At 54.5% G+C, this 25,616-nt stretch carries 20 protein-coding genes; 6 read left to right on the top strand and 14 right to left on the bottom strand.

The window, feature by feature from the left end:
• Positions 1-2: 2 nt before the first annotated feature.
• From eda to kduD, 12 genes are all read right to left on the bottom strand, one after another.
• Positions 3-647, bottom strand: a complete 645-nt coding sequence (eda, locus tag ABC502_RS05700; protein ID WP_330086084.1) for a bifunctional 4-hydroxy-2-oxoglutarate aldolase/2-dehydro-3-deoxy-phosphogluconate aldolase — start codon at positions 645-647, stop codon at positions 3-5.
• Positions 647-2,113, bottom strand: coding sequence for a mannitol dehydrogenase family protein (locus tag ABC502_RS05695; RefSeq protein ID WP_345915188.1), 1,467 nt, complete (start codon positions 2,111-2,113; stop codon positions 647-649). Before ABC502_RS05695 ends, eda begins: the two co-directional genes overlap by 1 nt.
• A 34-nt stretch (positions 2,114-2,147) precedes the next feature.
• Positions 2,148-3,593 carry a glucuronate isomerase gene (gene uxaC, locus ABC502_RS05690; RefSeq protein WP_345915187.1) on the bottom strand — a complete coding sequence of 482 codons (1,446 nt, stop codon included), beginning with the start codon at positions 3,591-3,593 and terminating at the stop codon, positions 2,148-2,150.
• A 106-nt stretch (positions 3,594-3,699) separates the two neighbouring features.
• On the bottom strand, positions 3,700-5,283 hold the full coding sequence (locus tag ABC502_RS05685; RefSeq protein WP_345915186.1) for an altronate dehydratase family protein: 1,584 nt from the start codon (positions 5,281-5,283) through the stop codon (positions 3,700-3,702).
• A gap of 94 nt (positions 5,284-5,377) precedes the next feature.
• A complete protein-coding gene (locus ABC502_RS05680) occupies positions 5,378-6,826 on the bottom strand; it encodes a glycoside hydrolase family 28 protein (protein WP_345915185.1) in 1,449 nt (482 codons plus the stop codon).
• 221 nt (positions 6,827-7,047) lie between these two features.
• Entirely contained in the window at positions 7,048-8,082 is a 1,035-nt protein-coding gene (locus tag ABC502_RS05675; RefSeq protein WP_330086079.1) for a LacI family DNA-binding transcriptional regulator, read from the bottom strand.
• 31 nt (positions 8,083-8,113) lie between these two features.
• A complete protein-coding gene (locus ABC502_RS05670) occupies positions 8,114-8,893 on the bottom strand; it encodes an IclR family transcriptional regulator (protein WP_345915183.1) in 780 nt (259 codons plus the stop codon).
• Between the two features lie 25 nt (positions 8,894-8,918).
• On the bottom strand, positions 8,919-10,217 hold the full coding sequence (locus ABC502_RS05665; protein WP_330127356.1) for a TRAP transporter large permease: 1,299 nt from the start codon (positions 10,215-10,217) through the stop codon (positions 8,919-8,921).
• A complete protein-coding gene (locus tag ABC502_RS05660; protein ID WP_330086076.1) occupies positions 10,217-10,717 on the bottom strand; it encodes a TRAP transporter small permease in 501 nt (166 codons plus the stop codon). Before ABC502_RS05660 ends, ABC502_RS05665 begins: the two co-directional genes overlap by 1 nt.
• Positions 10,710-11,702 (bottom strand): TRAP transporter substrate-binding protein, encoded by a 993-nt coding sequence (locus tag ABC502_RS05655; protein WP_330086396.1) that lies wholly within the window; start codon positions 11,700-11,702, stop codon positions 10,710-10,712. Before ABC502_RS05655 ends, ABC502_RS05660 begins: the two co-directional genes overlap by 8 nt.
• 109 nt (positions 11,703-11,811) lie before the next feature.
• Positions 11,812-12,654, bottom strand: coding sequence for a 5-dehydro-4-deoxy-D-glucuronate isomerase (kduI, locus tag ABC502_RS05650; protein WP_330086075.1), 843 nt, complete (start codon positions 12,652-12,654; stop codon positions 11,812-11,814).
• Between the two features lie 34 nt (positions 12,655-12,688).
• On the bottom strand, positions 12,689-13,447 hold the full coding sequence (gene kduD / locus ABC502_RS05645) for a 2-dehydro-3-deoxy-D-gluconate 5-dehydrogenase KduD (protein ID WP_330086074.1): 759 nt from the start codon (positions 13,445-13,447) through the stop codon (positions 12,689-12,691).
• A 411-nt stretch (positions 13,448-13,858) separates the two neighbouring features.
• On the opposite strand from kduD, the gene ABC502_RS05640 reads away from it, so the two are divergent.
• Genes ABC502_RS05640 through ABC502_RS05625 form a run of 4 tightly spaced genes read left to right on the top strand, consistent with a single transcriptional unit; the run spans position 13,859 to position 21,012 of the window.
• On the top strand, positions 13,859-16,621 hold the full coding sequence (locus ABC502_RS05640; RefSeq protein WP_345915182.1) for a TonB-dependent receptor: 2,763 nt from the start codon (positions 13,859-13,861) through the stop codon (positions 16,619-16,621).
• Between the two features lie 27 nt (positions 16,622-16,648).
• Entirely contained in the window at positions 16,649-19,192 is a 2,544-nt protein-coding gene (locus ABC502_RS05635) for a glycoside hydrolase family 88 protein (RefSeq protein WP_345915181.1), read from the top strand.
• A gap of 51 nt (positions 19,193-19,243) precedes the next feature.
• Entirely contained in the window at positions 19,244-20,254 is a 1,011-nt protein-coding gene (locus ABC502_RS05630) for a pectinesterase family protein (RefSeq protein ID WP_345915180.1), read from the top strand.
• A complete protein-coding gene (locus ABC502_RS05625; RefSeq protein ID WP_345915179.1) occupies positions 20,251-21,012 on the top strand; it encodes a rhamnogalacturonan acetylesterase in 762 nt (253 codons plus the stop codon). Before ABC502_RS05630 ends, ABC502_RS05625 begins: the two co-directional genes overlap by 4 nt.
• 45 nt (positions 21,013-21,057) lie before the next feature.
• Here ABC502_RS05625 and grpE read toward each other — a convergent pair whose 3' ends face one another.
• Entirely contained in the window at positions 21,058-21,654 is a 597-nt protein-coding gene (gene grpE, locus ABC502_RS05620) for a nucleotide exchange factor GrpE (protein WP_330086070.1), read from the bottom strand.
• Positions 21,655-21,723: 69 nt separating this feature from the next.
• Positions 21,724-22,737, bottom strand: coding sequence for a heat-inducible transcriptional repressor HrcA (gene hrcA / locus ABC502_RS05615; protein ID WP_345915178.1), 1,014 nt, complete (start codon positions 22,735-22,737; stop codon positions 21,724-21,726).
• 140 nt (positions 22,738-22,877) lie between these two features.
• On the opposite strand from hrcA, the gene nadK reads away from it, so the two are divergent.
• Positions 22,878-23,759, top strand: a complete 882-nt coding sequence (gene nadK, locus ABC502_RS05610) for an NAD(+) kinase (RefSeq protein ID WP_330127348.1) — start codon at positions 22,878-22,880, stop codon at positions 23,757-23,759.
• 137 nt (positions 23,760-23,896) lie between these two features.
• Positions 23,897-25,564, top strand: coding sequence for a DNA repair protein RecN (gene recN / locus ABC502_RS05605; protein ID WP_345915177.1), 1,668 nt, complete (start codon positions 23,897-23,899; stop codon positions 25,562-25,564).
• Positions 25,565-25,616 lie beyond the last annotated feature (52 nt).

Below are 25,616 nucleotides of genomic sequence, written 5' to 3'. Positions count from 1 at the left end.
CCTTAAGCCGCTGCCTTTTGTTGATTGGCGAGCTCGGTCGCCTGCTGTGCCAGTGCCGTGATCTGCGACCAGGCCTGAGCTTTCACCAGCGTAACAGGCGTTAGCCAGGAACCGCCAGCCACAAATACATTCGGCAATGCCAGAAAGTCTGCCACATTGTGCTGGCTGATGCCGCCGGTCGGACAGAAACGCACCTGCTGAAACACGCCACGCAAGGCTTTCAGCATCTCGATACCGCCGGACAAATGCGCCGGAAAAAATTTCACTTCATGAATACCCGCTTCCAGTGCCATCGCAATTTCGGAGGGCGTCGCCACCCCGGGAGCCAGCGGCAAACCAGTTGCCAGCATGGCATCCAACAGCGCCGGCGTACTGGCCGGGCTCACCAGAAACTCAGCACCGGCCGCTTTAGCGGCCAGGGCATCCCCGGCCGACAAAATGGTACCGGCGCCAACCAGCAGCTCGGGTAAGGCATCGCGGATGGCGGTAATGGCAGCCAATGCCTGACGGGTACGCAGTACCACTTCAACCGAGCCAATACCGCCTTGCTGCAAAGCAGCGGCAATCTGTACTGCTTCGTCCGGGCTATCGGCCTGAATAATGGGCAACAAGGCCGGTCCACGCAGTAGGGGAGATAATGCAGCCATCAGGCAACTCCTGTGTAATGCGACAAGGCACTGACCACCCCGTCAGTTAAATGCTGATACGCTTCGGTCAAAGCCTCGACAAAACGTGGTTCGGTAGCTAAATCGCGGCCAAAGACAGCGCTCAGACGCAAAAATCGCGCTACATCGGCGGTTGCATCGCCGGTGCAACTGGCAGCGACCGCCAGCAGTTGTTCGGCCAAAGGATCGACCAGAGGCACTGTGCTTTGCTGACGCAGACAGATAAAACGACACCAGGCCGCCACTGCCAGTGCCAGGTAGCGAATGGAGCTGCCACTGGCCAGATTGTCGCGCACTGCAGGCAGCAACCGCATCGGCAGCTTTTGCGAGCCATCCCAGGCAATTTGCGCCAGCAAATGACGAATGGCCGGATTTTGGAAGCGCTGAAGAATATCGGCGCTGTACTGACCGGTATCGAGCTCGGCTGGTGCGCGAAAGGATGGCATCAGATCCTCAGCAATCATCCGCTTGATCAGCGCAACCAGGGTGTCATCCTGCATCGCATCGGATACCGTTTCGTAGCCCAGCAAACACCCCAGGTAAGCCAGCGTGGAGTGCGGTGCATTCAACAAGCGCAACTTGGCTTTTTCAAAAGCACTGACATCAGCAGCAAAAATCACACCGGCACTTTGCCAGTCGGGCCGCTCTGCGGGTAGATCGTCTTCAATCACCCACTGCAAAAAGGACTCACGCTTAATCGGCCAGGCATCGGCCAGACCAAGCTCATTGGCGACCTGCTGCCGCAGGGTATCATCGGTGGCGGGAGTGATACTATCCACCATGGTGCAGGGGCTTTTCATGCTCTGCAACCAACTGGCAAATACCGGATCCCATTCCCGGGCAAAACGGACCAAGGCGCGCTTTAGTTTATGACCATTGTCGGTCAGATTGTCGCAACTGATCGCACAAAAAGGCGCTTCCCCGGCCTGATACCTGGCTTGCAGTGCAGTGACCAGTAAGCCAATGGCGGTGATAGGTTGGGTCTGACGCTTCAGATCCTGACGGATCTCCGGGTGCTGCAGATCCAGCTCGCCGGCGGCATTCAGACAATAGCCTTTTTCAGTAATGGTCAAAGTGACAAAACGGGTTTCGGCAGCGCTTAGCTGCGCCAGAACCTCGGCATACTGCTCTGCCGCCACCAGCACCTTTTGCACGGCCCCAATGACCTGATAGCGGATCTCGCTATCCAGCTCCACCAGGGTATAGAGCCCATCTTGCGGGTTCAGCGCTTTAGCCACCTCGCCCGAGCGCATCGATACCGCACAAATACCCCAGTCACCGCCTTGCTTTAGAGCCTGCTCAGTGTACCAGGCCTGATGGCCACGAAAAAAAGCACCAGGCCCTAAATGCACCATGCCGATGCCTGGCTGCCGGGCTTGCAGCCGGTAGTCAGGCAAGGTCACCTTGCCTTGCAAACTGCTGAGCGTCTGATTGGATAATGGCTGCATAACGTTGTCTTGTCCCATGTTGTGGTACTGCCCTTTACGCCAGTTGATAGGCTTTTTTCACCAGACCATAGGTCAGATCGTAGGCGACCTGCATGGCCTCTTCTTCCGTCAACCGGTGCTCAGCGACCAGCGAGGCCAGAAAGCGGCAGTCAATACGACGCGCCACATCGTGCCGGGCCGGGATCGACAAAAATGCCCGGGTATCATCGTTAAAGCCAACGGTGTTATAAAAACCAGCCGTTTCGGTAACCTGATGACGAAAACGCAGCATGCCCTCCGGGCTGTCGTGGAACCACCAGGCCGGGCCCAGCTTTAATGCCGGATAATGGCCTGCTAATGGCGCCAGCTCACGGGCATAGGTGGTCTCATCCAGCGTAAACAGAATAATGGTCAAACCCGCTTCATTGCCATACTTTTGCAGCAGCGGCTTCAGGTTGCTGACAAACTCCGTCGGGCTGGGTATATCGGCGCCCTTATCCGGACCGAAGCGCTCAAAAATAATGGTATTGTGATTGCGGTGAGCGCCCGGGTGAATTTGCATCGTCATGCCATCTTCCAGGCTCATACCAGCCATTTCGGTCAGCATCTGGCCGCGAAACAGTTCGGTTTCAGCCGGGCTGGCTTCACCAGCTAGGCAGCGCTGGAACAAGGCCGCCGCTTCATCGGCAGGTAAATCAGCGGTGATGGCCGTTGGGTGGCCATGATCGGTCGCAGTGGCACCGTGCTGACGGAAAAATGCCCGCCGCTTTCGCAATGCCGCCAGATACCCCGGCCAGCTGTGGGTATCTTCACCGGTCAGCTCACCAAGTTTGGCAATATTGGCAGCAAAGTCGGCTCTGTCGGCATCTACTACATCGTCGGGGCGGAAGGTGGTGATCACCCGCTGCTCATAGCCACTGCCTTTCAGCTTGGCATGATGACGTAAATCGTTTAATGCCCCTTCTGTGGTGGCAATCAGTTCAATGTTAAAGCGATCGAGCAAGGCCCGCGGTGCAAACTCTGGTTTCACCAGCTGCGCATTGATGCTGTCGTAATAGTGATCCGCCGTATCGGCTGATAAGGTTTCAGTCAGGCCAAACACATCATGAAACACGCTGTCGAGCCAGATGCGCGATGGCGTACCACGAAACAGATAATAGTGACTGGCAAAAATCCGGAAGATTTTGCGGTAATCCTGCTCCACCACCACACCATCGCGACGACGTATACCCAGCGACTCCAACGAGATCCCCTGGCTATAGAGCATGCGAAAGACGTAATGATCCGGCAGCAGCAGCAAACTGGTGGCATTGTCAAAGTTGGTATTATCACCAAACCAGCGCGGATCCGTATGACCGTGTGGGCTGACGATTGGTAAATCTTTAATGTGCTGATACAAGCGCTGTGCAATGGCCCTTATGGTCGGATCCGATGGGAACAAACGATCCGGATGCAGGGTTAAAGTACTGTTCACGGATATCCTGCTGCTAGCTGATGTCATAGTGCATTCCTATCTTGTCGACTGTGAGCCATGCTCACCAGGTTATTCATTCTGTCCGGCTAACCACCTGACAGGAGTTTCGTTGTGTCGCCTTTGTCTGCTCTTATCAGAGCGTGACGCCATTTTTCCAGATCGCAATTTCCCGGTTGTCGGACACTTCATTACGGGTTTGCCGGCCAGAAGCAACGTCGAGCAGATAGCGGAAAAAGGCATGGCTAAACTCGGTGGCATCCTGGCCTTGTCGCAACAAGCCACCGGCATCAAAGTCAATCCACTGTGGTTTGCGGGCCGCCAAGGACGAATTGGACGAAATTTTCACCGTGGGCGCCGGAAAACCGAGCGGCGTGCCACGTCCGGTGGTAAACAGCAGCAAGGTAGCACCAGCGGCGGTTAAAGCGGTTGAAGACACCGCATCGTTGCCAGGCCCTTCCAGCAAGGTAAGTCCTGCCTTGCTGACCGTTTTGCCATAGCGGATCACCTGCTGCACCGCTGCACTGCCGCCTTTTTGAATGGCGCCGAGTGATTTTTCTTCCAACGTGGTCAGGCCGCCCTCTTTGTTGCCAGGGCTTGGGTTTTCATACACGGGTTGCTGGTTGTCGATAAAGTACTGCTTAAAGTCATTAACCAGTTGCACCAGATCATCAAACACCTGCTGATTGCTGGCTCTGGCCATAAACACCTGCTCGGCACCAAACATTTCCGGTGTCTCCGTCAGCACTACCTTGCCATTCGCGGCCGCCAGCAAGTCGGCGATGCGCCCGACCAGGGCATTGGCCGTGAGGCCACTTAAGCCGTCTGAACCACCGCATTTCATGCCCATCACCAGTTCGGAAACCGGACAGGCCGTGCGCTGATCCTGGCTCATCTGCTGCAGCAGTTCGCCGACAGCCGCCAGGCCCTGCTCGATTTCGTCTTCCACTTGCTGTGCATTAAAAGCGCGGATGCGGCTGGCATCGATGTCCGGGCTCGACTTCAGCAAAGTGGCCAGTTGGTTGTTTTCACAACCCAGGCCCAGTACCAGTACAGCACCGGCATTGGGGTGCTGAATTAAACCAGCCAAGAGTTCGCGGGTATTGCTGAGATCATCGCCCAATTGCGAACAACCAAAGGGATGGGTAAAGGCATGAATGCCATCAATCGACGATTGTGCCAGTAAATCGGCAAACTCTTTGCGGGCCAGCTCTGCAATGCGGCTGGCAGCTCGATTGACACAACCAACGGTATTAATGATCCAAAGCTCATTGCGGGTTCCTACCTTGCCATTGGCACGGCGATAGCCCTGAAACTCGGTGGGTAGCCCAGCCGGGTACTCTGGCTGGCGGGCTTCACAGCCCTGGTAGCGGTACTGCTGCTGACCACTTAACAGCGTGGTTAAGTTGTGCGAATGTACCTGCTCACCGGCCTGAATGGCGCAGCTGGCGGCACCGATGGCAAAACCGTATTTGATCACCGGCTGGCCTTTGGCAATGGCTTGTAAAGCCACTTTGTGACCGGCCGGAATGGCCTGGCTGGCTGTCAAATGAGCAAAAGGCTCCGGCAAGGCCGCACCTGCCGGCAATGGCTGCAAGGCCACCAGCACATTGTCGCGAGGATGCACCTGCAGTACCTGCAACTGCGCTTCCAGCCCATCGGCGCTGCCGGGCGTTGTCGTCAAACGAATACTGCAGCCTGCTTGTTGCTCTGTACTCATGATGTTACCTGTTGCGTTATTCAGCCAAAGTTTCTTGCAAAAAGTTATTGGCAACCATTATTTGCCAGCGGTGGCATTTTTTTGCTGCCCAAGCTCAGGGCAGCGAAAATGGCTTGCCATTGACCGTGACATCGTAGTGCTCAATGCCGGCGACATTATCCAGTAGTCCCAATGACTCCACCTGCTTAAAGTGGACATGGTGCAAGGTGACGCCGCTAATCGGAGCCCGCTCAAAGCCGCGCAGCTCAAAGGCCCGTTGCGCTTTGGCAACCCGTAAGTTACTGATATGCAGGTTGCGCACCTCAGGCATAAAGTCACCGGCATCCCCCTCTTCGTAAAAGAAGTTGATCACAATGGCATCCTGCACTTCACCGATATCAATATCGCGGATGTAGATGTTTTCAATCAGGCCACCGCGCACCGAGTTGGTTTTAATACGGATACCGCGCTTTAAATCCGGGCTGCTCATGCGGCAACGGCGGGCAAAAATATTGCGGGCACCACCGGAGATTTCACTGCCCATCACCACGCCACCATGGCCAGAGTGCATCACGCAGTCCTGGATCACCACATTCTGTATTGGGGTGGCCAGTCGGCGGCCGTCATTGTTGCGGCCTGATTTCAGCGCAATGCAGTCATCGCCGGTGTCGAACAAACAATCTTCAATCAACACCCGGTTGCTGGACTCTGGGTTGCAGCCATCGGAGTTCGGCCCATGGCTGATGCAATTGACAGAGCGCACCACCACATCTTCCGAGAGCACCGGATTAATCAGCCAAAAAGGTGAGTTACGAATAGTGATCCCTTCAATCAGTACCCGCTTGCAGCGATAAGGCTGAATAAAAGGTGGCCGTAAAAAGTCATTGTCCATCTGCCGCTCAGTAACAGGTACGCCCTGCTCGGCCATCTGGAAAATAGGGGTACGGGTTTGCACCTGATCGACCGAGGCGTCGTATTCCCAGTTGCGCCGCTCCCAAACCCCTTTCCACGGCCACCAGTTGGTCGCACTGCCATTGCCTTCTAATATGCCGTCACCGGTTACAGCAATGTTTTCCTGCTCAAAGGCATAGATCAGCGGCGAATAGCCAATCAGCTCAACGCCTTCCCAACGGGTAAATACTTTCGGTAAATAGTGCGCGGCATCGGTATAAAACGACAGCACGGCATCGGTTTGCAGATGCAGGTTGACATTGGATTTCAGATGAATGGCCCCGGTCATAAAGCGGCCGGCCGGTACCAGTACCCGGCCACCACCAGCAGTGGCACAGGCAGCGATGGCAGCAGCAATGGCCTGGGTATTATCGGTGTGGCCATCGCCAACAGCACCAAAGTCCGTGATCGGAAAGTCCTGTGCCGGGAACGAAGTCGGGGCGATGCTGGCGATGATGGCATCGGCTTGCTGCCACAAAGCTTCATCAGCGGCATCGCTGGCATCCTGCATCACGGTCGGGGCTGGGTTGCAACCAGTCAGAGACATCAGGCTCAGGCCGCCGGTCAATGCTCCCAGAGTTTTCAGGCTTTGGCGTTTCATCAAATCGGTCATGGTACTGTCCTATCCTGTTAGCTGTGTTGTGGTAGTGGCCGCTGCAATCCACTGGATGCAACCAAAACGGACACCTCGTATGCTTCTATCATAATCAATTTGCCACCGGTGGCAAGTAAAAATCAAAAAAAATGTCTATCGGTGGCAGTCTACTGCTCTGCACCAAACAAAAGCAGAGCAGCGTCACGTTTAAAGTACTGATTTTTTCAAGCGCAGAGGGTTCAGGACTGCCGGACTTTGGCTGTAGACTCCCGTACCACCAGAGTCGGTGCTACCTTAGCCGCCACCTGCTCAGCGCCTTTATCGTTGTTTTCAATCGACATAATCATTTTGGTCGCTGCCAGCAATGCCATCTGTCGAACCGGCCGGCGAATGGTGGTTAAGGATGGAATCACCCGCGAGGCCAGCATGTTGTCGTCGAAACCAGCCACCGATAATTGTGCCGGCACTGCAATGCCAAGTTCGTGTGCTACTTTCAGTACCCCTGCGGCCATCTGATCATTGTTGGCATAAATCGCTGTGGGGCGTTCACTGGCAAGCAAGAGTTGCCGGGCACACTCAATGCCTTTTTCGTAGCTGTTATCGCCTTCGACAATCCAATCCGCACGCAGCTGAATGCCATAGGCTGATAACCCCAGCTGAAAACCTTCCATCCGCTCGATGGTCGACTTATAGGCCTGAGGGCCCGTAATAAAAGCAATCTTTTCATGGCCCAGCTGGGCAAAATAGCGCGCCATTTCAGCCGAGGCCGCGCGGTCGTCCGATACCACGATGTGACAGGGTTCATCCAGTGCCACCGAGCTGAGCCGAACATAGGCCCGGCCGGAGTCTTTCAGTGCCTGAGCCAGCTCTTCGAGCTCCGATACCGGCGGTAACACAATAATGCCATCCAACTTGGAACGACTGATAAAGCGCAGGCAGTCCTGCACCAGGGTCGGGCTTTGGTAGCGGCACGGATGCACCACCAGTTCATAGCCCAGGTTGGAGCACACCTCCAGCACACCACGCTGCACCGAGTCGAGGTAAAGCGCATCCGGGTTGTCGTAAATCAGCCCCAGCAGATAAGAGCGGCTGGATGCCAGTCCTCGGGCCTGGGTATTGGGCGAGTACTTCAGCTCGTTGATCACGTTCTGGACCTTGGTACGGGTATGCTCTCCAACGCTGAGAGAGCCATTGATTACCCTGGAAACAGTTCGTTTTGACACGCCGGCTATGCGGGCAACGTCGTTGATGGTGGCTTGCTTCATTTTGATCATCTTTATCTGCACCTGTGCAATTGAGCCAACACTACTTCCCCATAGCCATCAGTTGTGGACGATAGGTTGCCAGGGAGATCTCGATGGCAGCTTGTTTGACTTGTGCAGCAATCTGTTGGATTTGTTGTTTTTTAAACAGTATCGCAGGCGCACTGACCCCGACGGCAGCAGCGACTTGTCCCAGCTCATCGCGAACCGGTGCCGCCAGGCAACGCACATCCGGGTGATACTCCTGCTCATCGGTAGCATACCCCCGAGCCAACACCCGCTGCAACTCCGATTTTAACGCTTCACCCGCCAGTAAGCTGTGTTCGGTGCGTCTGACAAAGCTGGCTTGCAGCGCTGGATCGTGCAAACGGTCGAAGCAGCGAAACGCCAGAAACACTTTACCGGATGCCGAGCAGTTCAGCGGCACTACGGTGCCGGGTCTGGCAGCCAGCCGCAGTGGATTCGGGCTATCACAGACTTCAACCAGCAGGGAGCCATCGGCATGGGGCAAAGCCAGATGACAACTAAAACCGGTACTCAGTGACAATTGCTGCAACATCGGCAAGGCCTTTTGTTTTACCGGCATTGAGCTGAGTAAACTTAAGCCAAGACGCAGCAACTGACTACCAGCCAGGTATTTTTTACCATGCTTTTCAATCAGCTGCTGCTGGCAAAGCGTTTGCAAAATACGAAAGGCGGTGGTGCGTGGCACCGCCAGTTGCTGCTCCAGCTCGGACAAACTCAACCCTTGCTCGGCACGGCTGATTTCATCAATCATCCGGCAGGCATTGGCCAGATTCGGGATCACGTAACTTACCATCATTGCCTCCTAAAGCAGCAGTTGCTGCTTAGTACAAGCCAAAGAGTTTCGGCAGAAACTCACTGATCGCCGGTACATAAGTCACCAGCATCAGCACCGCAAACATCGCCAGATAGAGCGGTAACAAGGGCCGGATAATGGCTTCAATCCGCGTTTTGGCAATGGCACAACTCACAAAAAGCACGCTGCCAACCGGTGGGGACACCAGGCCAATCGACAAATTCAGCACCATCATGATGCCAAAATGCAATGGACTCATGCCCAGCTCCACCGCCACCGGCAGGAAAATCGGCGTGAAAATCAACACCGCTGGTGTCATGTCCATAAAGGCGCCCACCAACAGCAGGATCAGGTTGATCATCAGCAAGATCAGCAGTGGATTCTCACTTAAGGTCAGCATGGCAGCACTGATCACCTGCGGGATCTGCTCGTAGGACAAGATCCAGGACATCGCTGAAGAAGTGGCGATCAGCGCCATCACGATGGCCGTGGTTTCCGCCGCTTTCATCAGCACCGCCGGCAGTTCATTTGGTTTCACTTCCCGGTAAATGCCCACAGCCAGAATCAGCGAATACACCACAGCGATGGCGCCTGCTTCAGTGGCAGTAAAAACGCCGCTGATAATGCCGCCAATCACCAGAAAAATCATAAACAAGCTGGGCAGCGCTGCTGCTACTTTTGGCACCACCAGTTTGAGCGGCAGCCGGGCACCAACCGGATACCCTTTTAGTTTGGCGTAACCGGCACAAACCAGCATCAGTGCCATGCCCAATAAAATACCCGGCAGGTAGCCAGCGACAAACAAGGCCGCAATGGAAACTCCGCCACTGGCGATGGCGTAGACAATCAGAATGTTGCTCGGTGGGATCAGCATCCCGGTGGTGGCAGCCGAGGCGGTGACCGCCGCGCTGTAATTGACATCATAACCCTGCTTTTTCATTTCGGGCAGCATAAAGCTCCCGATGGCCGAGGTCGCAGCAACCGCCGAGCCGGAAATGGCGCCAAAAAACATGCAAGACACCACATTTACCAGTGCCAGGCCACCCGGCAACATGCCAATCAAAGCCATGGCGCATTCAATCAGCCGACGGGCGATGCCACCCCGCCCCATAATCAGGCCAGACAGTATAAAAAACGGAATAGCCAACAGCGCAAAGCTGTTGATGCCACCGGCCATACGCTGTGCCATGGTGGTAACAGCCGGCATAAAATCGATGCTGAGCAGCATGGTGGCTAGAGTAGCCAAACCAATGCAAAACGAAATCGGCACATTCAGCAGCAACAGGCCAAAAAACACCACCAGTAAGACTATAATTGCCAATTCCATCAATGCATCCCCTCTACCGGCTGCATCGGCTGCTGCCGAATACCAAAGTACAACTGGCTCAGACCATAAAACACAATCAACATGCCGGATAATGGAATGGCGATGTAGATGTACGCCATACGAATACCCAAGGCTGCCGACATCTGATTCAGTTCATAGGTCAACCACACCAGGTTGCCACCACCAATCACCATCACATTGAAGGCAAACAGCACCACAGCCGCCGTTAAAACCAACTGAACATGCCGCTGACGCTCTACTTTTAAGCGCCGGGTCACAATATCCAGCCCCAGATGCACGCCGGTTCGATAGGCAAAGGCCGCACCTATCATGCCAATCCAAATCAGCAAACAGCGTGATAGCTCCTCAGTGATGGAGCTGGGTGCTCCTAACACATAGCGGGACACCACCTGCCAGCACACCACCACTACAATGCCAGCCATCAGACTGGCCAGAAACCACTTCAACAGGGTATCGACCCAATGCACCAATTTAGTCATGCTCGCTCTCCTTGGGGCTCGACTGCGGTGTATCCAGCTCTGCAATGCGCTGCAGTAAAGGACCAATATCGGTCTGCATCAGGCTTTGATGAAAAGGCTGCACCGCCTGACGAAAGGGTTCTTTATCCGGGTAAATTACCGTAACTCCCGCCGCTTTCACCGCAGCCAGTGCTTCATCCGAGGCCTGCTGCCAGGCCTCGCGCTGGTACACAATGGAGTCCTGTGCCGCCCGGGTCACCCAGGCTTGTTGCTGTGGACTCAGGTTTTGCCAGACATGCAAACTCATGATCAATACATCCGGGACCGCAGTGTGTTCATCCAGGCTGTAGTAACGGCTGATTTCATAGTGGCGGGACAAGTAAAAACTGGGCGGGTTGTTCTCGGCCCCATCGACCACGCCTTGTTGCAAGGCGGTGTAAAGCTCCCCCCAGTCAATGGGCGTGGCTGCGCCGCCTAAAGCTTCCACCATCCGCACTGCGGTCTGGCTATTGAGCACACGGAATTTTTTGCCACGCAAATCGGCCGGGCTATCGATGCGGGTATGGGTGGAGTAAAAGCTGCGGCTACCGGCATCGTAGTAGCCCAAACCATGCAAGCGGGCTTGTTCGATTTCCTGCAACAACTGCTGGCCCAAGTCGCTTTCCAGCACCCGCCAATAGTGATCGTTATCGCTGAAAATATAGGGCACACTGAACACCCGCATCGCCGGCACAAAGCCTTCCAGCGGACTGGCCGAAACTTTGGTCATGGCCAGGCTGCCAATTTGCAGCAGTTCGACCAGCTCGCGCTCGCTGCCCAGTTGACCGCCGCTGTAGATTTCGATGCTCATGCTGCCATCGGAGTACTCCGCCAGTCGCTCCGCCATCAGCGCCATGGCTTTGTGCACTACATGCTCCTGATCCAAGGTGTGAGCCAGGCGTAAGGTAGTGTGTTCAGTATCCGGCTGACACCCCAACAGCCCCAGCAGCAAAACCGCTGCGGCCATCCGGTGTCGCCAGCCTGAGACAACGTCATTCTTCATAGTCAGTCCAACCCTGTTGCAGTTATGGCGCATCTGCTGTGCGCCTGATTTATGGGACTTTCCTTCTGGATGCTTAACGCATGGCACTGGCCGGAAATTTATCCATATCGTGGTAATCCAGGTTTTCACCTGCCATGCCCCAGATAAAGGCGTAATTGCTGGTGCCACAGCCACTGTGAATGGACCAGGCCGGTGATACTACGGCTTGTTCGCTGGCCACCCAGATATGGCGCGTTTGTTGCGGTTGCCCCATAAAGTGACAAACCCGCTGATCGTCTGCCAAATCAAAGTAAAAATAGGCCTCCATCCGCCGATCATGCTGATGCGCCGGCATGGTATTCCAGACACTGCCCGGCTTAAGCACGGTCAGGCCCATTTGCAGCTGGCAGGTTTGCACCACATCCCGGATCATCAATTGGTGAATGGCGCGCTCATTCGAAGTTTGCTGCGATCCCATTTGCAGCACGGTGCAATTGTCCATCGTTAGATGTTTGGTGGGGTAACTGCAGTGCGCCGGCGCTGAGTTCAGATAAAACTTGGCCGGTGTGCTGGCATCGTCGCTGTAAAAGCTGACATCCTTAGCACCCATACCGACATAGAGCCCTTCTTTGGTTTGCAGTGGGTACTCGGTGCCATCCACCACCACTTTGCCAGCACCCCCCACATTGATAACCCCAAGCTCGCGGCGCTCTAAAAAGTAATCGGCTTTGAGCGCATCTACCGCTTCCAGTACGATGCCGGCCTTTACCGGCACGGCACTACCGACCAGAACCCGCTCGTAGTGGGTGTAACACAGCACCAGTTTGTCGGCCTGCATCAGGTTATCTACCAGAAAGTGCTGGCGCAGTTGTTCGGTATCGTACTTTTTCACGTCATCCGGATGGGTTGGGTAACGGCTTTCAAATTCAACAGTCATAACTTTCCTCACAAAATAAATAGGTGGCCGATGGTTAGCGGGCCAGCCAGCCACCATCAACAGCCAGAACATGGCCATTCACATACTGACTAGCTGCCGAAGCCAGAAAGACAGCTGCACCTGCCAAATCGGCTGGCTCGCCCCATTGACCAGCCGGGATCCGATCCAAAATAGCAGCATTGCGTGCTTCATCCGCCTGCAAAGCCGCAGTATTGTCCGTGCGAAAGTAGCCTGGCGCTATCGCATTGACCTGAATGTTGTGTTTGGCCCACTCATTGGCCAGGGCCTTGGTGACACCGGCAATGGCATGCTTACTGGCTGTGTAAGCGGGTACCGTGATGCCACCACTGTAGGACAGCATCGAAGCAATGTTGATGATTTTTCCCTGCTTGCGGGCAATCATGTCACGGCCCAGCAACTGGCTAAGTAAAAAAGCGGCGTCAAGATTTACCGCCATCACCTTGCGCCAGGCATCCATCGGGAACTCATCGGCCGGCGCCCGGAAAATCGTGCCACCACAATTAACCAGAATATCCACTGCGCCCTGTTCTGTCGCGGCGGCAGCTAAGGCACGCACTGCAGCTTCATCCGATAAATCGGCCGCCAAAGCCAAGCCTTCGCCACCTTGCTGCTGAATCGCAGCCACCGTTTCATAGCTGCCAGTTGCTGATGAACTGGCGCACAACACCCGTGCTCCCGCTGCTGCCAGTGCTAACGCGATGGCCTGCCCCAAACCTCGGCTGGCGCCCGTGACCAAGGCGGTTTTGCCCTGCAGTGAAAATAATGCGCTCATGCCACACTCCTTCAGCTTTTAACCGTTACCACAACGCTTGCCCGCACCATGGCTTTTGGTAAATCGTTCAAATATGGAACAGTTGCACTATTCAACCAACCAATATAAATTAAATAAATCAAACACTTAAAATGAAATAACCGATTTTCCATCCCCAAGCGGCTGAATTTATCGATTGGTTGAATTGACAGCAATTATCCGTTGGTGCTAGCTTTTTGCCATCGGTGGCACAAAATTGCAAGCTTTTTTTGCCACCGGTAGACAATGCTGCATAATCAGCCTAGTATTCGATACAGCAGTTTGCAAGCAAAGCGACGAAGACAAACAAAATCAACAGGGGCAGCCAGGCTGTTCCCATATAAAAAAGCCGCCAAGCGGCAAAACGACAAGATCTAGGAAGAGGTGAACAACATGGCTACCCCACAGAATTTATTTCGACCACACAAGCTCAGCCGGGCTTTAACCTTAGCCGGCCTGGTGACTTTATTTGGCGCCACACCACTGCTGGCGGATGAAGCCAACAGCGACCAGCAAGCAGAACCGGAAGAGCAGATTGAAGTGATCTCTGTGATCGGCAGCTTCCGCGGTAGCCTGGCCAGTGCACTCAACCAGAAACGCTTTGAAACCGGTGCCACCGACACCATCAAAGCAGAAGATATTGCCGACTTTCCGGATCTCAACCTGGCCGAGTCACTGCAACGGATTCCTGGTGTCGCCATTAGTCGGGTGGCTGGTGAAGGCCGGCAAATTTCTGTCCGCGGTCTGGGGCCGGATTTTACCCGGGTGCGGATCAATGGCATGGAAGCACAATCCACCAGTGGGGGTACCGATGCCATTGGCGGGGCCAACCGCGGCCGTGGCTTTGATTTCAATACTTTCTCATCGGATCTGTTCAGTGAATTGACGGTGCGTAAAACCGCTTCTGCCAATGTTGAGGAAGGCTCCTTAGGTGCAACCGTCGACTTACGAACCGCCCGCCCTTTTGATTACGATGGCCTGACGTTTGCAGCCAATGTGCAGGCTGGCTACAACGATCAATCGGAAAAAATCGATCCCAAAGGTTCTTTTTTATTCAGCAACATCAATGAGGATCGTACCTTCGGTTATCTGATTTCCGCTGCTTTTTCCGAGCGTAATATTGTGGATGAAGGCGCCAGTACCGTGCGCTGGAACAATGTGAACAACTTTGGCAGCTACCGTGGCGATGCCGAAGCCTCGGAGCTGGAAGAGATTAACGATGCTTTCCGCCCTCGGCTGCCGCGCTACGACTCCTATGTCCATAATGTAAAACGTATTGGTCTGGCATCGGCGCTGGAGTACCGGCCAACTCTGGAAACCCGCTTTAATCTGGATGTGCTGTACTCTAAAGATGACTCCACCCGGCAGGAGGCTTTTATGCAAGGCATCCTGAACAACAGCAGCCTGACCGGTGCGATGAATGTGCTGGATTATGAAATTGATAACACCAATACCGTGACCTATGCCTCTTTTGAAAATGCCCTGGTTCGCAATGAGCTGCGTTACGATGAACTTTCTACCGAATTCTTGCAGTTTACCTTAAGTGCGCAGCATCAACTGACGGATAACCTCAGAATTGATGGCATGATTGGCCGTGCTACCTCCAAGTTCGATAACCCGATCCAAACCACAGTGGTAATGGAAAAAGCCGGATTGGACTTTAGCTACGACTATCGCGGCAATAGACGCGAAAACCCTGAGCTGATTTTTGGTGCCGGCGCTTATGATGCAGCGGGTTGGGTGACCAACAGTGTGCGTCTGCGTCCACTGGGGGCAGAAAACACCTTTGATAGTGCGGCCATCAACCTGGAATACATGCTGAATGACTACCTCACCCTGCGTGGTGGCTTGCATTACAAAAATTTTGAGTTTGAGACCTTTGAAGCGCGTCGTCAGTCCGAAAACGCCGCTGGCGTGGAAATGACACCAGACCTGATTATGAACTACAGCGCTGGCGTAGGAGCTTCAACCTGGTTAGTCCCTAACCTGGATGCTATTAATGCCCGCTACAACATTTACAGCAATACCGGTGATTTTGTGGTGAGCTCTGACTTCCGCCGGGTTGATAACTTTTCTGCCGAAGAACAAACCTTAGGGGCATACCTGCAACTGGCGTTTGAAACTGAAGTCGGCGACACCGTGATCCGCGGTGATTTTGGTGGCCGCTACGTTAGCACCGATCAAAGCTCTACTGCCTGGGCCACTATCGGTGGTACGCAGGAGCTAATTACCGCCAAACACAGTTACAATGAGTTTTTACCCTCACTAAACCTGGTATTCGAACCAATGGATGATGTCATTATCCGTTTTGGTTATGCGGAGGTGATGTCACGGCCTGGCTTATCCGGCATTCGCCCTAATGTGTCGGTGTCAGTCTCCGGCGGTGCCCGTACCATCAGTGGCGGTAACCCAACACTGGAGCCAACCCGGGCCAAAACCTATGATTTGGGCTTAGAGCTCTACTTCGATAACGAGTCTTTGCTAGGCGTTGCTTTATTCCGTAAGGATATTGAAAGCTACATTCAAAACCTGCGCGAAACCAAGCCATTCACTGAAACCGGCCTGCCGGTGCAAGCAGCGATTGATGCCTGTAATGCCGGGCCTGGTTATGGTGAAGCTTCTGGCTGTAACGAAAATGTCGAGTGGCAAACCACTACGCCACTGAACGGCCCTGGTGGTAACCTGTATGGCTACGAAGTCCAGTACCAGATGCCATTTAGCTTCCTGCCAGAATTCTGGGATCGCTTTGGCTTTATTGGTAACTACACTTACGTGAAAGCTCAGATGAACTATGTCAACAACACCGGTGTTGTGCTGGCTACCCGCGATCTGAACGGCTTGTCGGAAAATACCCGCAGTGCCACCTTGTATTACGAAGATGACAAATTCGCCGCCCGGGTATCCATGGCGTACCGCTCGCAGTATCTGACCAACGCCATTGGCCGTGATAACAACGATATGGAAGGCACCAATGCGACCCGTAATATCGACGCAGCGCTGTCGTATCAATTAACTGATAACTGGAAACTTACCTTCGAAGCGTTGAACCTGACCAATGAAGTCGATGATCAGTGGGTGGATTCGAGTGGTAATCGCTTAACCTACTACCACGCCACAGGCCGGCAGTATTATCTGGGCGCCCAGTACAAGTTCTAAACTTTGCCCTAAGGATCCCGTTGAGCCATGGATGGCTCCTTTTTATCCACCTTACTGATGCAAGCACAGGTAGAGATCGTGAAAATACACATGCAAGCAAGATCCCCTTTTCTTTCACTGACAGTGCCTTTATTCGCGCTGGCAGTCCTTAGCGGCTGCGATAGCAAACAACCTCAAGCCAGTACGGTTGCCGAATCGACCAACAGCACCGCAGTGCAGCAGATTGCCAGCCTGGAGGTGCAAAACCCATCCGACTTTGCCCGGCCAGATCAACCGCTGCTATTGCCTTTTACCGATTTGGGAATAACCGCTGCTGAAGCAACTGCTCTGGTGGTGATGCAACAAGATCATCTGATCCCAAGCCAGTTGATCGATCACAGTGGTGATGGCGAAAAAGACACCTTGTATCTGCATCTTTCGATGGCCGCTGCTGAGCGCCAGCAATTGCAGGTACTGCAGGATCCCAACCGCTTCAGGCAACAAGCCTGGCCTGCCCGTACTCAGGCGGAAATATCCCATAAAGTCGGCGGTGAATGGCAGGGTGCCAAGTACCATGGCGGTGATTTTGTCAATGTGACTGAACTCACAGCTCCGGAGCAATACACCGATCACTCCGAATGGATCCGCTATGAAGGCCCTGGTATCGAATCGGATCGGGTTGGCTACCGGATTTATCTGGACTGGCGCAATGGCTTTGATATTTTCGGCAAAAAAACGCAACAGCTGGTACTGCAGGATGTTGGACAGGATGGTTATCAGTCCTACCATGCTATGGCCGACTGGGGCATGGATATTCTGAAAGTAGGCCTGACTTTAGGCGCTGGCGGCTATGGTTTCTGGGATGGTGAGCAGGTGCAACTGGTATCGGAGGTAGGCCAGCACAGCGCCCGCATTCACGAAAGTGGCCCCCTCTATTCCGGCATGCAGATCCATTATCAGGACTGGAAAATTGCCGGCAAAACCCTGGATTTAACGGCCAATTTTTCCATGACGCCGGGCAGTCGCCTGGTGCATACCCGGCTGGAACTGTCCGAGAGCTTGCCGCATATGGCGATTGGCTTGGTGAAGCACCCGGGAACCGAAGTAATCCATGGCCCGCACGAGATAACCGGTCACGCCTGGACCTATGTCGCTACCTGGGGCGACCAAAGCCTGGCTGGCGATCAACTGGGCATGGCACTGCTGTTTAAGCGCAGTACCCGGCTACAGCAAACCGAAGATGAACACAATCTGGTGTCGTTGATCCGGGTTCCCGACCAGCGGATGGAGTATTACTTTCTGGCCGCCTGGCAAGGCGAGCCGGGCGGCATTCAAAGCAAAGACGAATTCGTAGCCTATCTGGACCAGCAGATTGAAGCACTGACACTTACCCCCAGGGTACGACTGAATACAGCCCTGACCGATGCGCTGGTGCAGCAACCTCTGACGGCGGAGCGGGCACTGGATTGGTCTGAGCGACTGGCTGCCAGTGAAATGATCCGCCAAACCCCTTATTACCGCTACGGCGGCTGGGATTTTGAGCGCCGTAGGCCCGCTACCTGGGAATACACCACCGGCCTGTTGTTGCAAGCCTACGATGATTTATTCGAATTGCGTCCAAATGCTGAGTGGCAGCAAGTGATTGTCGATGTGGTCGACTCCTTTATCACCGAGCAAGGCGATATCCACACCTACGACATCAAAAAATACAACATCGACAGCATCAATACCGGTTTGATTCTGTTGCGTCATTACCTGCGTGATGCCAAACCTCATCACCGTCAGGCACTGGATTTGCTGCGCCGGCAACTGGCCGAGCACCCGCGTACTGCCGATGGTGCTTTCTGGCATAAACAAGTCTACCCTCATCAGCTATGGCTGGATGGCGTCTACATGGGCATGCCCTTCCTTGCCTATTACAGCAGCGAGTTTGAAGATGGCAAGGCACTGAAAGAGGTGGTGAAAGAGTTTGAACTGGCTTATCAGTTGCTGCGCGATCCAGCCACCGGCCTGTATTACCACGCCTGGGATGAAGCCCGTCAGCAAGTCTGGGCCGACCCAGAAACCGGTTTATCGCCGCATTTTTGGGGCCGTGGTCTGGGCTGGCTCACCATGGCACTGGTCGATGTGCTGGACTACATTCCTGCCGAGCAAACCGAGCTGCGTGAGCCTCTGCTGCATATGATCAGCGATTTGGCAGCGACTTTGGCGCGCTATCAGGACAGCGAGTCCGGCACCTGGTTTCAGATCCTGGATCAACCGGAAGCGACCGGCAACTATCTGGAAGCTTCTGCCAGCGCCATGTTCACCTACTTTTATGCCAAAGCTCTGAATCAGGGATACCTGCCGCAGCAGTACCGGGATACCGCCTTAAAAGCCTATCAGGGCTTGCTGCAGGAGTTTGTGCTGGTGCATCCGGATGATAGCATCAGTTTCGTCAATACCGTACAGGTGGCCGGTCTCGGCTTTGGCCGCGATGGCAGCTACCAGTACTACATGAGCGAACCGGTTTTTCGTAATGACGCCAAAGCCAACGGCCCTTTCATCATGGCCGGCGTGCAAATTGCCAGGCTGCTTGGCATCGACCACTGAGTTCTTCTAAGGGTTGGGCCAGCGCAAGCTGGCTCTTTTTTTGGTAACCACATGCAGAAATGGCTTTTTCTTATCCTTGTTTGGTTTGGTCAGGCACAAGCAGCCGAACCGATTCAATTGCGGGTGGCCCAACAGGGACCGGCCGATTACCGCAGCATTCAACAAGCCATTAATCAGCTACCAGCCAATGACCAATGGGGCATCATCCGGATTGGGCCCGGAGTTTACCCGGAAAAAATCTACCTGACACGGGACAGAGTGGTGCTGGCCGGTGCGGGCAAAGACCAGACCATCATTCAGGTCGCTGAGCTGCGGGCCAACTGGCTGGCGCAGCATCCAACGGACTGGGGCAGTGCTGTGGTCAATATCAACGCCACAGACATTGCTTTGGTCCAATTGACGGTACGCAATCACTATGGCGCTTTGACCGGCGATCACCGCCATCAGTTTGCCATCCGGGGTTTTGAGCGCGCCAGCCGTATCATCACAGCCGACTGCGTCGTGCTAGCCGACGGTGCTGATACCCTAAGTCTGTGGAATAAAACCGATGGGATGTATTACCACCATCAATGCCGTTTTGAGGGCCACACCGATATGGTGTGCCCCAGAGGCTGGGCCTTTTTCAGTCAAAGCCACTTTATCAACCATCGACGCTCTGCCACTCTGTGGCACGATGGAGAGCTCGATAGCCAGCAAAAGCTGGTGGTACGGGATTCGCTATTTGAAGGGATCGATGGCTTCCTGCTGGGTCGTCGCCATTACGATGCGCAGTTTTATCTGATCCACAATGAGTACAGCAACAACATGGCCGATCGGGCTATTTTCCGGGTTAATTATCCGGATGAGCCAGGGCGTGACCAAGCCAATCAGTGGGGAGACCGTATTTACATCAGTCAGGCCGAAGGGAGCACTGCGCTCTACCCATGGCTGACAGATAACTTAGCCACCCACCCGCAGCAGCTCAGCGCCGATGACATCACTCCCCGCTGGGCATTTGAAGGCCGCTGGGATCCCGAGGCTGATTTGGCCCAAATTCAGCACTGGTTGGAGAGCGAGCCATGACCCTATCATCTGCCCTTATGGCAGCTACTCTAACATTGGCGCTGGCGCTTGCCAGCTACGATGCAAATGCTGCCCGCCTGCATCTGGTGGGCGATTCCACCATGTCCAATAAAGTCAGCCAGGCTTATCCGGAGCGTGGCTGGGGGCAGCTACTGCCGGATTTTCTGCAACCAGAACTGCAGCTGTTCAATCATGCCGCCAATGGCCGCAGTACTCGCCGCTTTGTCAGCGAAGGCCGCTGGCAGGCCTTGCTTGACCAATTGCAGCCCGGCGATTATGTGCTGATCCAGTTTGGCCATAACGATCAAAAAGCCGATGATCCCAGCCGTTATGCCGCCGCCGATAGCGACTACCCGGATTTTCTGCGTCAGTTTGTGCAGGATGTACGGCAGCACCGGGCGCAGCCAATGCTGGCCAGCTCAATTTGCCGGCGACACTTTAACGCCGATGGCAGTTTGCAACGCAACCTGGCCGAGTATGCGGCTGCGACAGCGATGGTAGCACAACAGATGGAGGTGACTTTTGTCGACTTGCAGCAACTAAGCTGTGATTACTTGCAAACTCAGGGCCCCGCCGCCAGCCAGGCTTACTTTATTCAGGTACCGGCCGATTTGTACCAGAAGTTCCCAACAGGCACAGAGGACAATACCCATCTATCGGTACAAGGCGCAGCCAGAGTTGCCCAGCTTTTTATCCGCGAGTTGCGCCGACAACAACACCCGCTGGCGGCCTTTATCGAGCGGGAGCTATTACCATAAAAAAACCGGCCAAAAAAGCCGGTTCTTCTTAGACAAAAAACAAAATTACTCAGCAGCCGGCGCCTTGGACACACCCACCATAGCCGGGCGCAATAAGCGGCCGTTTAGCTCATAGCCTTTTTGCATCACAAAAGTGACGGTGTTTGGTGCCACATCGGCGGTTTCCATCATCGACATCGCCTGGTGCTGCTCCGGGTTAAACGGCTGGCCTTGTGGATCCAGTTGCTGCACGCCGAATTTTTCCACGGTGTCGAGGAAGCTTTTCAGCGTTAGTTCCACCCCTTCGGCCACGGAGTTCATGGTGTCGTTGTCTTTGTCGATAAAACCGAGTGCACGCTCCAGGTTATCTACCACTGGCAGCAAGTCGTTGGCAAATTTTTCCAATGCAAACTTATGGGCTTTTTCCACATCCTGACTGGCGCGGCGACGGGCATTTTCGGCATCGGCTTTAATCCGCAACATTGCATCCTGCTGATCGGCGACCTGCTTACGTAGTTGGGCAATTTCTGCTTCCAGTTTGTCGATCACGCTTTGCTCGGAGGATACCTCGACCGTATCTGCCGTATCTTGCTCTGCCTGCTCCGGATTGCTCTGGGCCTGCACTTCCTCTTCCGGGGTCTGGGGGGCTTGTTGCTCAGTCATTCACTCAATCTCCAAAAATACCTGCTTCTTGGCTTAGCCAAAGGTCTGGTTGCTATATGGGGATGGATTTTACGGATTCAAGTTTAAATTTAACTGCCGGCTGCAGGCTTCAATTAAAGGTACAAATTGGCCATACGGCATGCGCCTCGGGCCCAACAGCGCGATAAAACGATGCGGGCTTTGCTGATAGCGCTGCACGATAAGACTGACACTGGAAAGCTCGGCAAAACCAGTTTCTTTGCCCAGCACTAGCTTGACATGGCCATCGCTGCTGAGTGTTTGCAGAAAACGCACCAGACCAGCCGGGTTTTCCAGCATGGAAAATACCTGCTGCAGCGCCGGATTACGCTGATACTCCGGCGAGAGCAGCAGTTGATGCTGGCCATAGATCAGCGGCTGATGCTGCTGCATTTCATCCAGCCCCAATTGGCCGAGCACCCGGCTAACCAGCTGCTGCAGGGTCCCCTGCTCACGCTGCGCCATAATTTCCAGCCGCGACATGCCTTCTTGCCACTGCACGCCGGATAAAGCCGCATTCAGCAAGCACAGGCCCTGGCTTAAGGTGGCGTTATCCACCTGGCTTTTGTGATGCAATACCCGGTGCAATATATCGCCATCTTCATCGATCACCACCAACAGCAGGCTATCGGCGGCAAGCCTTACCAAATCCACCTGGCGGATAATCCGCTCACCGGCCTTGGGTGGGCTGATAATGGCGACGCAACCGGTTAAGTTGGTCAGCAACTGGCCGGCGCGCTGGCACAGTAAAGACACCGGCAGCTCCAGCGGTAACTGCTTTTGCACCTGCTGCAGCCAGCGCATAGGCAGTGGTTGCAGTTGCAGCATACGATTGAAAAACTCACGAATGCCCTGGGTGGTGGGAATGCGGCCGGCCGAGGTATGAGGGGAGCGGATCAGGCCGGATTGCTCCAGCTGCACCATGGTATTGCGTACCGTGGCGGGGCTGACGTCCAGTCCTTCCTGAGCGGCAATAAACTTCGAGGATACCGGCTGGCCATCGGCCAGGTACTGCTCCACGATCATTTTTAAAATTACATCGGCGCGCGCAAGACGGGCATTCATAATCACTACCTGTGGTTGGTTCTGCTTAATCTGGGGGCACTTGTGTCAAAAACAAGTCAGCGCTAAAAACAAGTCAGCAGTTGTGACGGCTTTATTTCCGGGTATACTGACCATAAGAACCCGCAGCAACAAAGAATGCCATGACCTCCGCATTTCAAACCATTGGCCTGATTGGCAAACCAAACCACGAAGGCGCCAACCAAACGCTGGTGGCCCTGCATCGTTTTCTGGAAGCCCGTGGCCTGACAGTCTATCTGGAACAAAAAGTAGCCCGCACGCTGGAGCTGACTGAAGCCAGGGTGCTGGACTTGGTCGATATCGGCAAACGCTGCGATCTGGCCATAGTGGTAGGTGGTGATGGCAATATGCTGGGTGCTGCCCGGGTCTTGGCCCGCTCCGATATCGCCGTGCTTGGTGTTAACCGTGGTAACCTGGGCTTTTTAACCGATCTGTCGCCTGAGGGCTTCGAACAGCCACTAAGCGAAGTGCTGGCCGGCAATTTCAAAACCGAGCTACGCAATTTACTGGAAATTTCGGTGCACCGTCACGGCACTATTAAAAGCAGCAACAGCGCAGTCAACGAAGCCGTACTGCACGCCGATAAAGTGGCGCATATGATTGAGTTCGAAGCCTACATCAACGACGAGTTCGTGTTTAGCCAGCGCTCAGACGGCTTGATCATCAGCACGCCGACCGGTTCCACCGCTTACTCTTTATCCGGCGGAGGCCCAATCCTGACACCGGATCTGGATGCGATGACGCTGGTGCCGATGTTTCCACACACCCTAAGCAGCCGCCCTTTGGTGGTAGCAGGCAACAGTGAAATTCAGTTAAAAGTGGCCGACAGCAACGACGCGCATCTGCAGATCAGCTGCGACAGCCATGTGATCCTGGCCGTCATGCCGGGCGATGATATTTTTATCCGCAAACATCCACGGCCACTCAGACTGATCCACCCTCCAGGCTACAGCTACTACCATGTTCTGCGCAATAAGCTTGGTTGGGGCAGCCGGCTGTATTAAAACGCTGTTGGCGTACCGCCACTAGAATCGAAACCAACCTAAGCAAAAAATCAGCAGTGTGCTCTTGCAAAATGGCAAATTACTGTATAGATTTACACTGTCTATTTAAACAGTAAACTAGCCTTGCGAGGTGCCCCATGCTGTCCCATCTTCATATCAGTAATTTTGCCATCGTTCGTGCACTGGAGCTGGACTGGCAGCAGGGCATGACCAGCATTACCGGCGAAACTGGTGCCGGCAAGTCGATTGCACTGGACGCCTTAGCACTTTGCTTGGGAGAGCGGGCGGAAGCTTCAATGGTTCGCCCTGGTGCCGATAAAGCCGATATCGTCGCCAGCTTTGATGTCAGTCAATTGCCAGCGGCTCAGCAATGGCTGGAGCAGCAAGATCTGGCCATGGGCCAGGAGTGCATTATTCGCCGGGTGATCAGCAGCGAAGGCCGTTCCCGCGGCTACATCAATGGCGTGCAGGTACCGGCGCAGCAACTGAAGGCCCTGGGCCAGCATCTGCTAAGCATCCATGGCCAACATGCCCATCAGTTGCTGTTAAAGCCGGATTATCAGCGCCAGCTGCTGGATGCCTTTGCCAACCACAACAACAGCCTGCAGCACACCAAACAGCATTGGCAGCAGTGGCAGCAACTCAAACGCGAACAGCAGCAATTGCAACAAGCCTGTCAGCAGCGTGAAGCACAGCAGCAGTTGCTGGAGTATCAGGTGGCCGAACTGGATCAGTTTGCACCGGGTGAGCAGGAATTTACCGAACTGGAAGCAGAGCACAGCCGACTGAGCCATGGCCAGCAGCTGCTGTGTGACAGCCAGAGCGCGCTGGCCCAGCTGTACGATAGCGATGACACCACCATTTATCAGGCCCTGAGCAGTACCTGCCAGCAACTGGAACAGCTGGCTGGGCTGGACAGCAGTTTGACGCCGGTGCAGCAGATGCTGGCCGAGGCCTTGGTGCAGGTTGAAGAAGCCAGCCGCGAGCTTCGGCATTACAGCGAAAAGCTGGAGCTGGATCCAGAACGGTTGCAACTGGTAGACGAGCGGATGAGCCAGTGGCTGCAACTGAGCCGCAAACATCAAATCAGCGAACACGAACTGTATCAACAGCATCAGGAACTGAGTGAGCAATTGCAGGCGCTGAGTCGTGATGATGCCCGGCTGGATGAACTGGCCCTGCAACTGCAACAAGCCGAACACGACTACCAGCAAAGCGCAGCCATACTGACGGAGCAGCGTCAGAGCGCGGCCGAAAAACTCAGTGCGATGATCAGCCAAAGCATGCATGAACTAAGCATGCACAATGGCCAGTTCCGGATTGAAGTCAGCCCGCAGCCACTGGATAAAGCCAGTGCCCTTGGGCTGGATAAGATCGAATTTCTGGTCTGCACCAACCCAGGCCAGCCACTGCAACCGCTGCATAAAGTCGCATCCGGTGGCGAGTTATCCCGCATCAGCCTGGCGGTGCAGGTGATTCTGGCCGATCAAATCACCACCCCAACCCTTATTTTTGACGAGGTCGATGTTGGGATCAGTGGCCCGGTCGCAGCCGGTGTTGGCCGCTTGTTGCGTCAGCTTGGCGAGCGCTGCCAGGTGATCTGCATTACCCACTTGCCGCAAGTCGCCAGTCAGGGCCATCAGCAATTGTTTGTGGAAAAATATACCGATGGCATTGCCACCGAAACCCGAATTCGTAACCTGAGTGACGAAGAGCGGGTTAGTGAGATTGCCCGCTTGCTGGCCGGCGAGAACATCAGTGCCAGCGCTCTGGCCAATGCCCGTGAACTTTTGTGCGCACCTTAAGTCTGAGGTTGTACGCTATTGGCCGCTTCAGGTATGATAGTGCGAATGAAAC

The organism is Alkalimonas sp. NCh-2, assembly GCF_039631345.1.
GTDB classification, from domain to species: Bacteria; Pseudomonadota; Gammaproteobacteria; order Enterobacterales; family Alteromonadaceae; genus Alkalimonas; species Alkalimonas mucilaginosa.
This window is presented reverse-complemented; position numbering and strand designations above follow the sequence as displayed.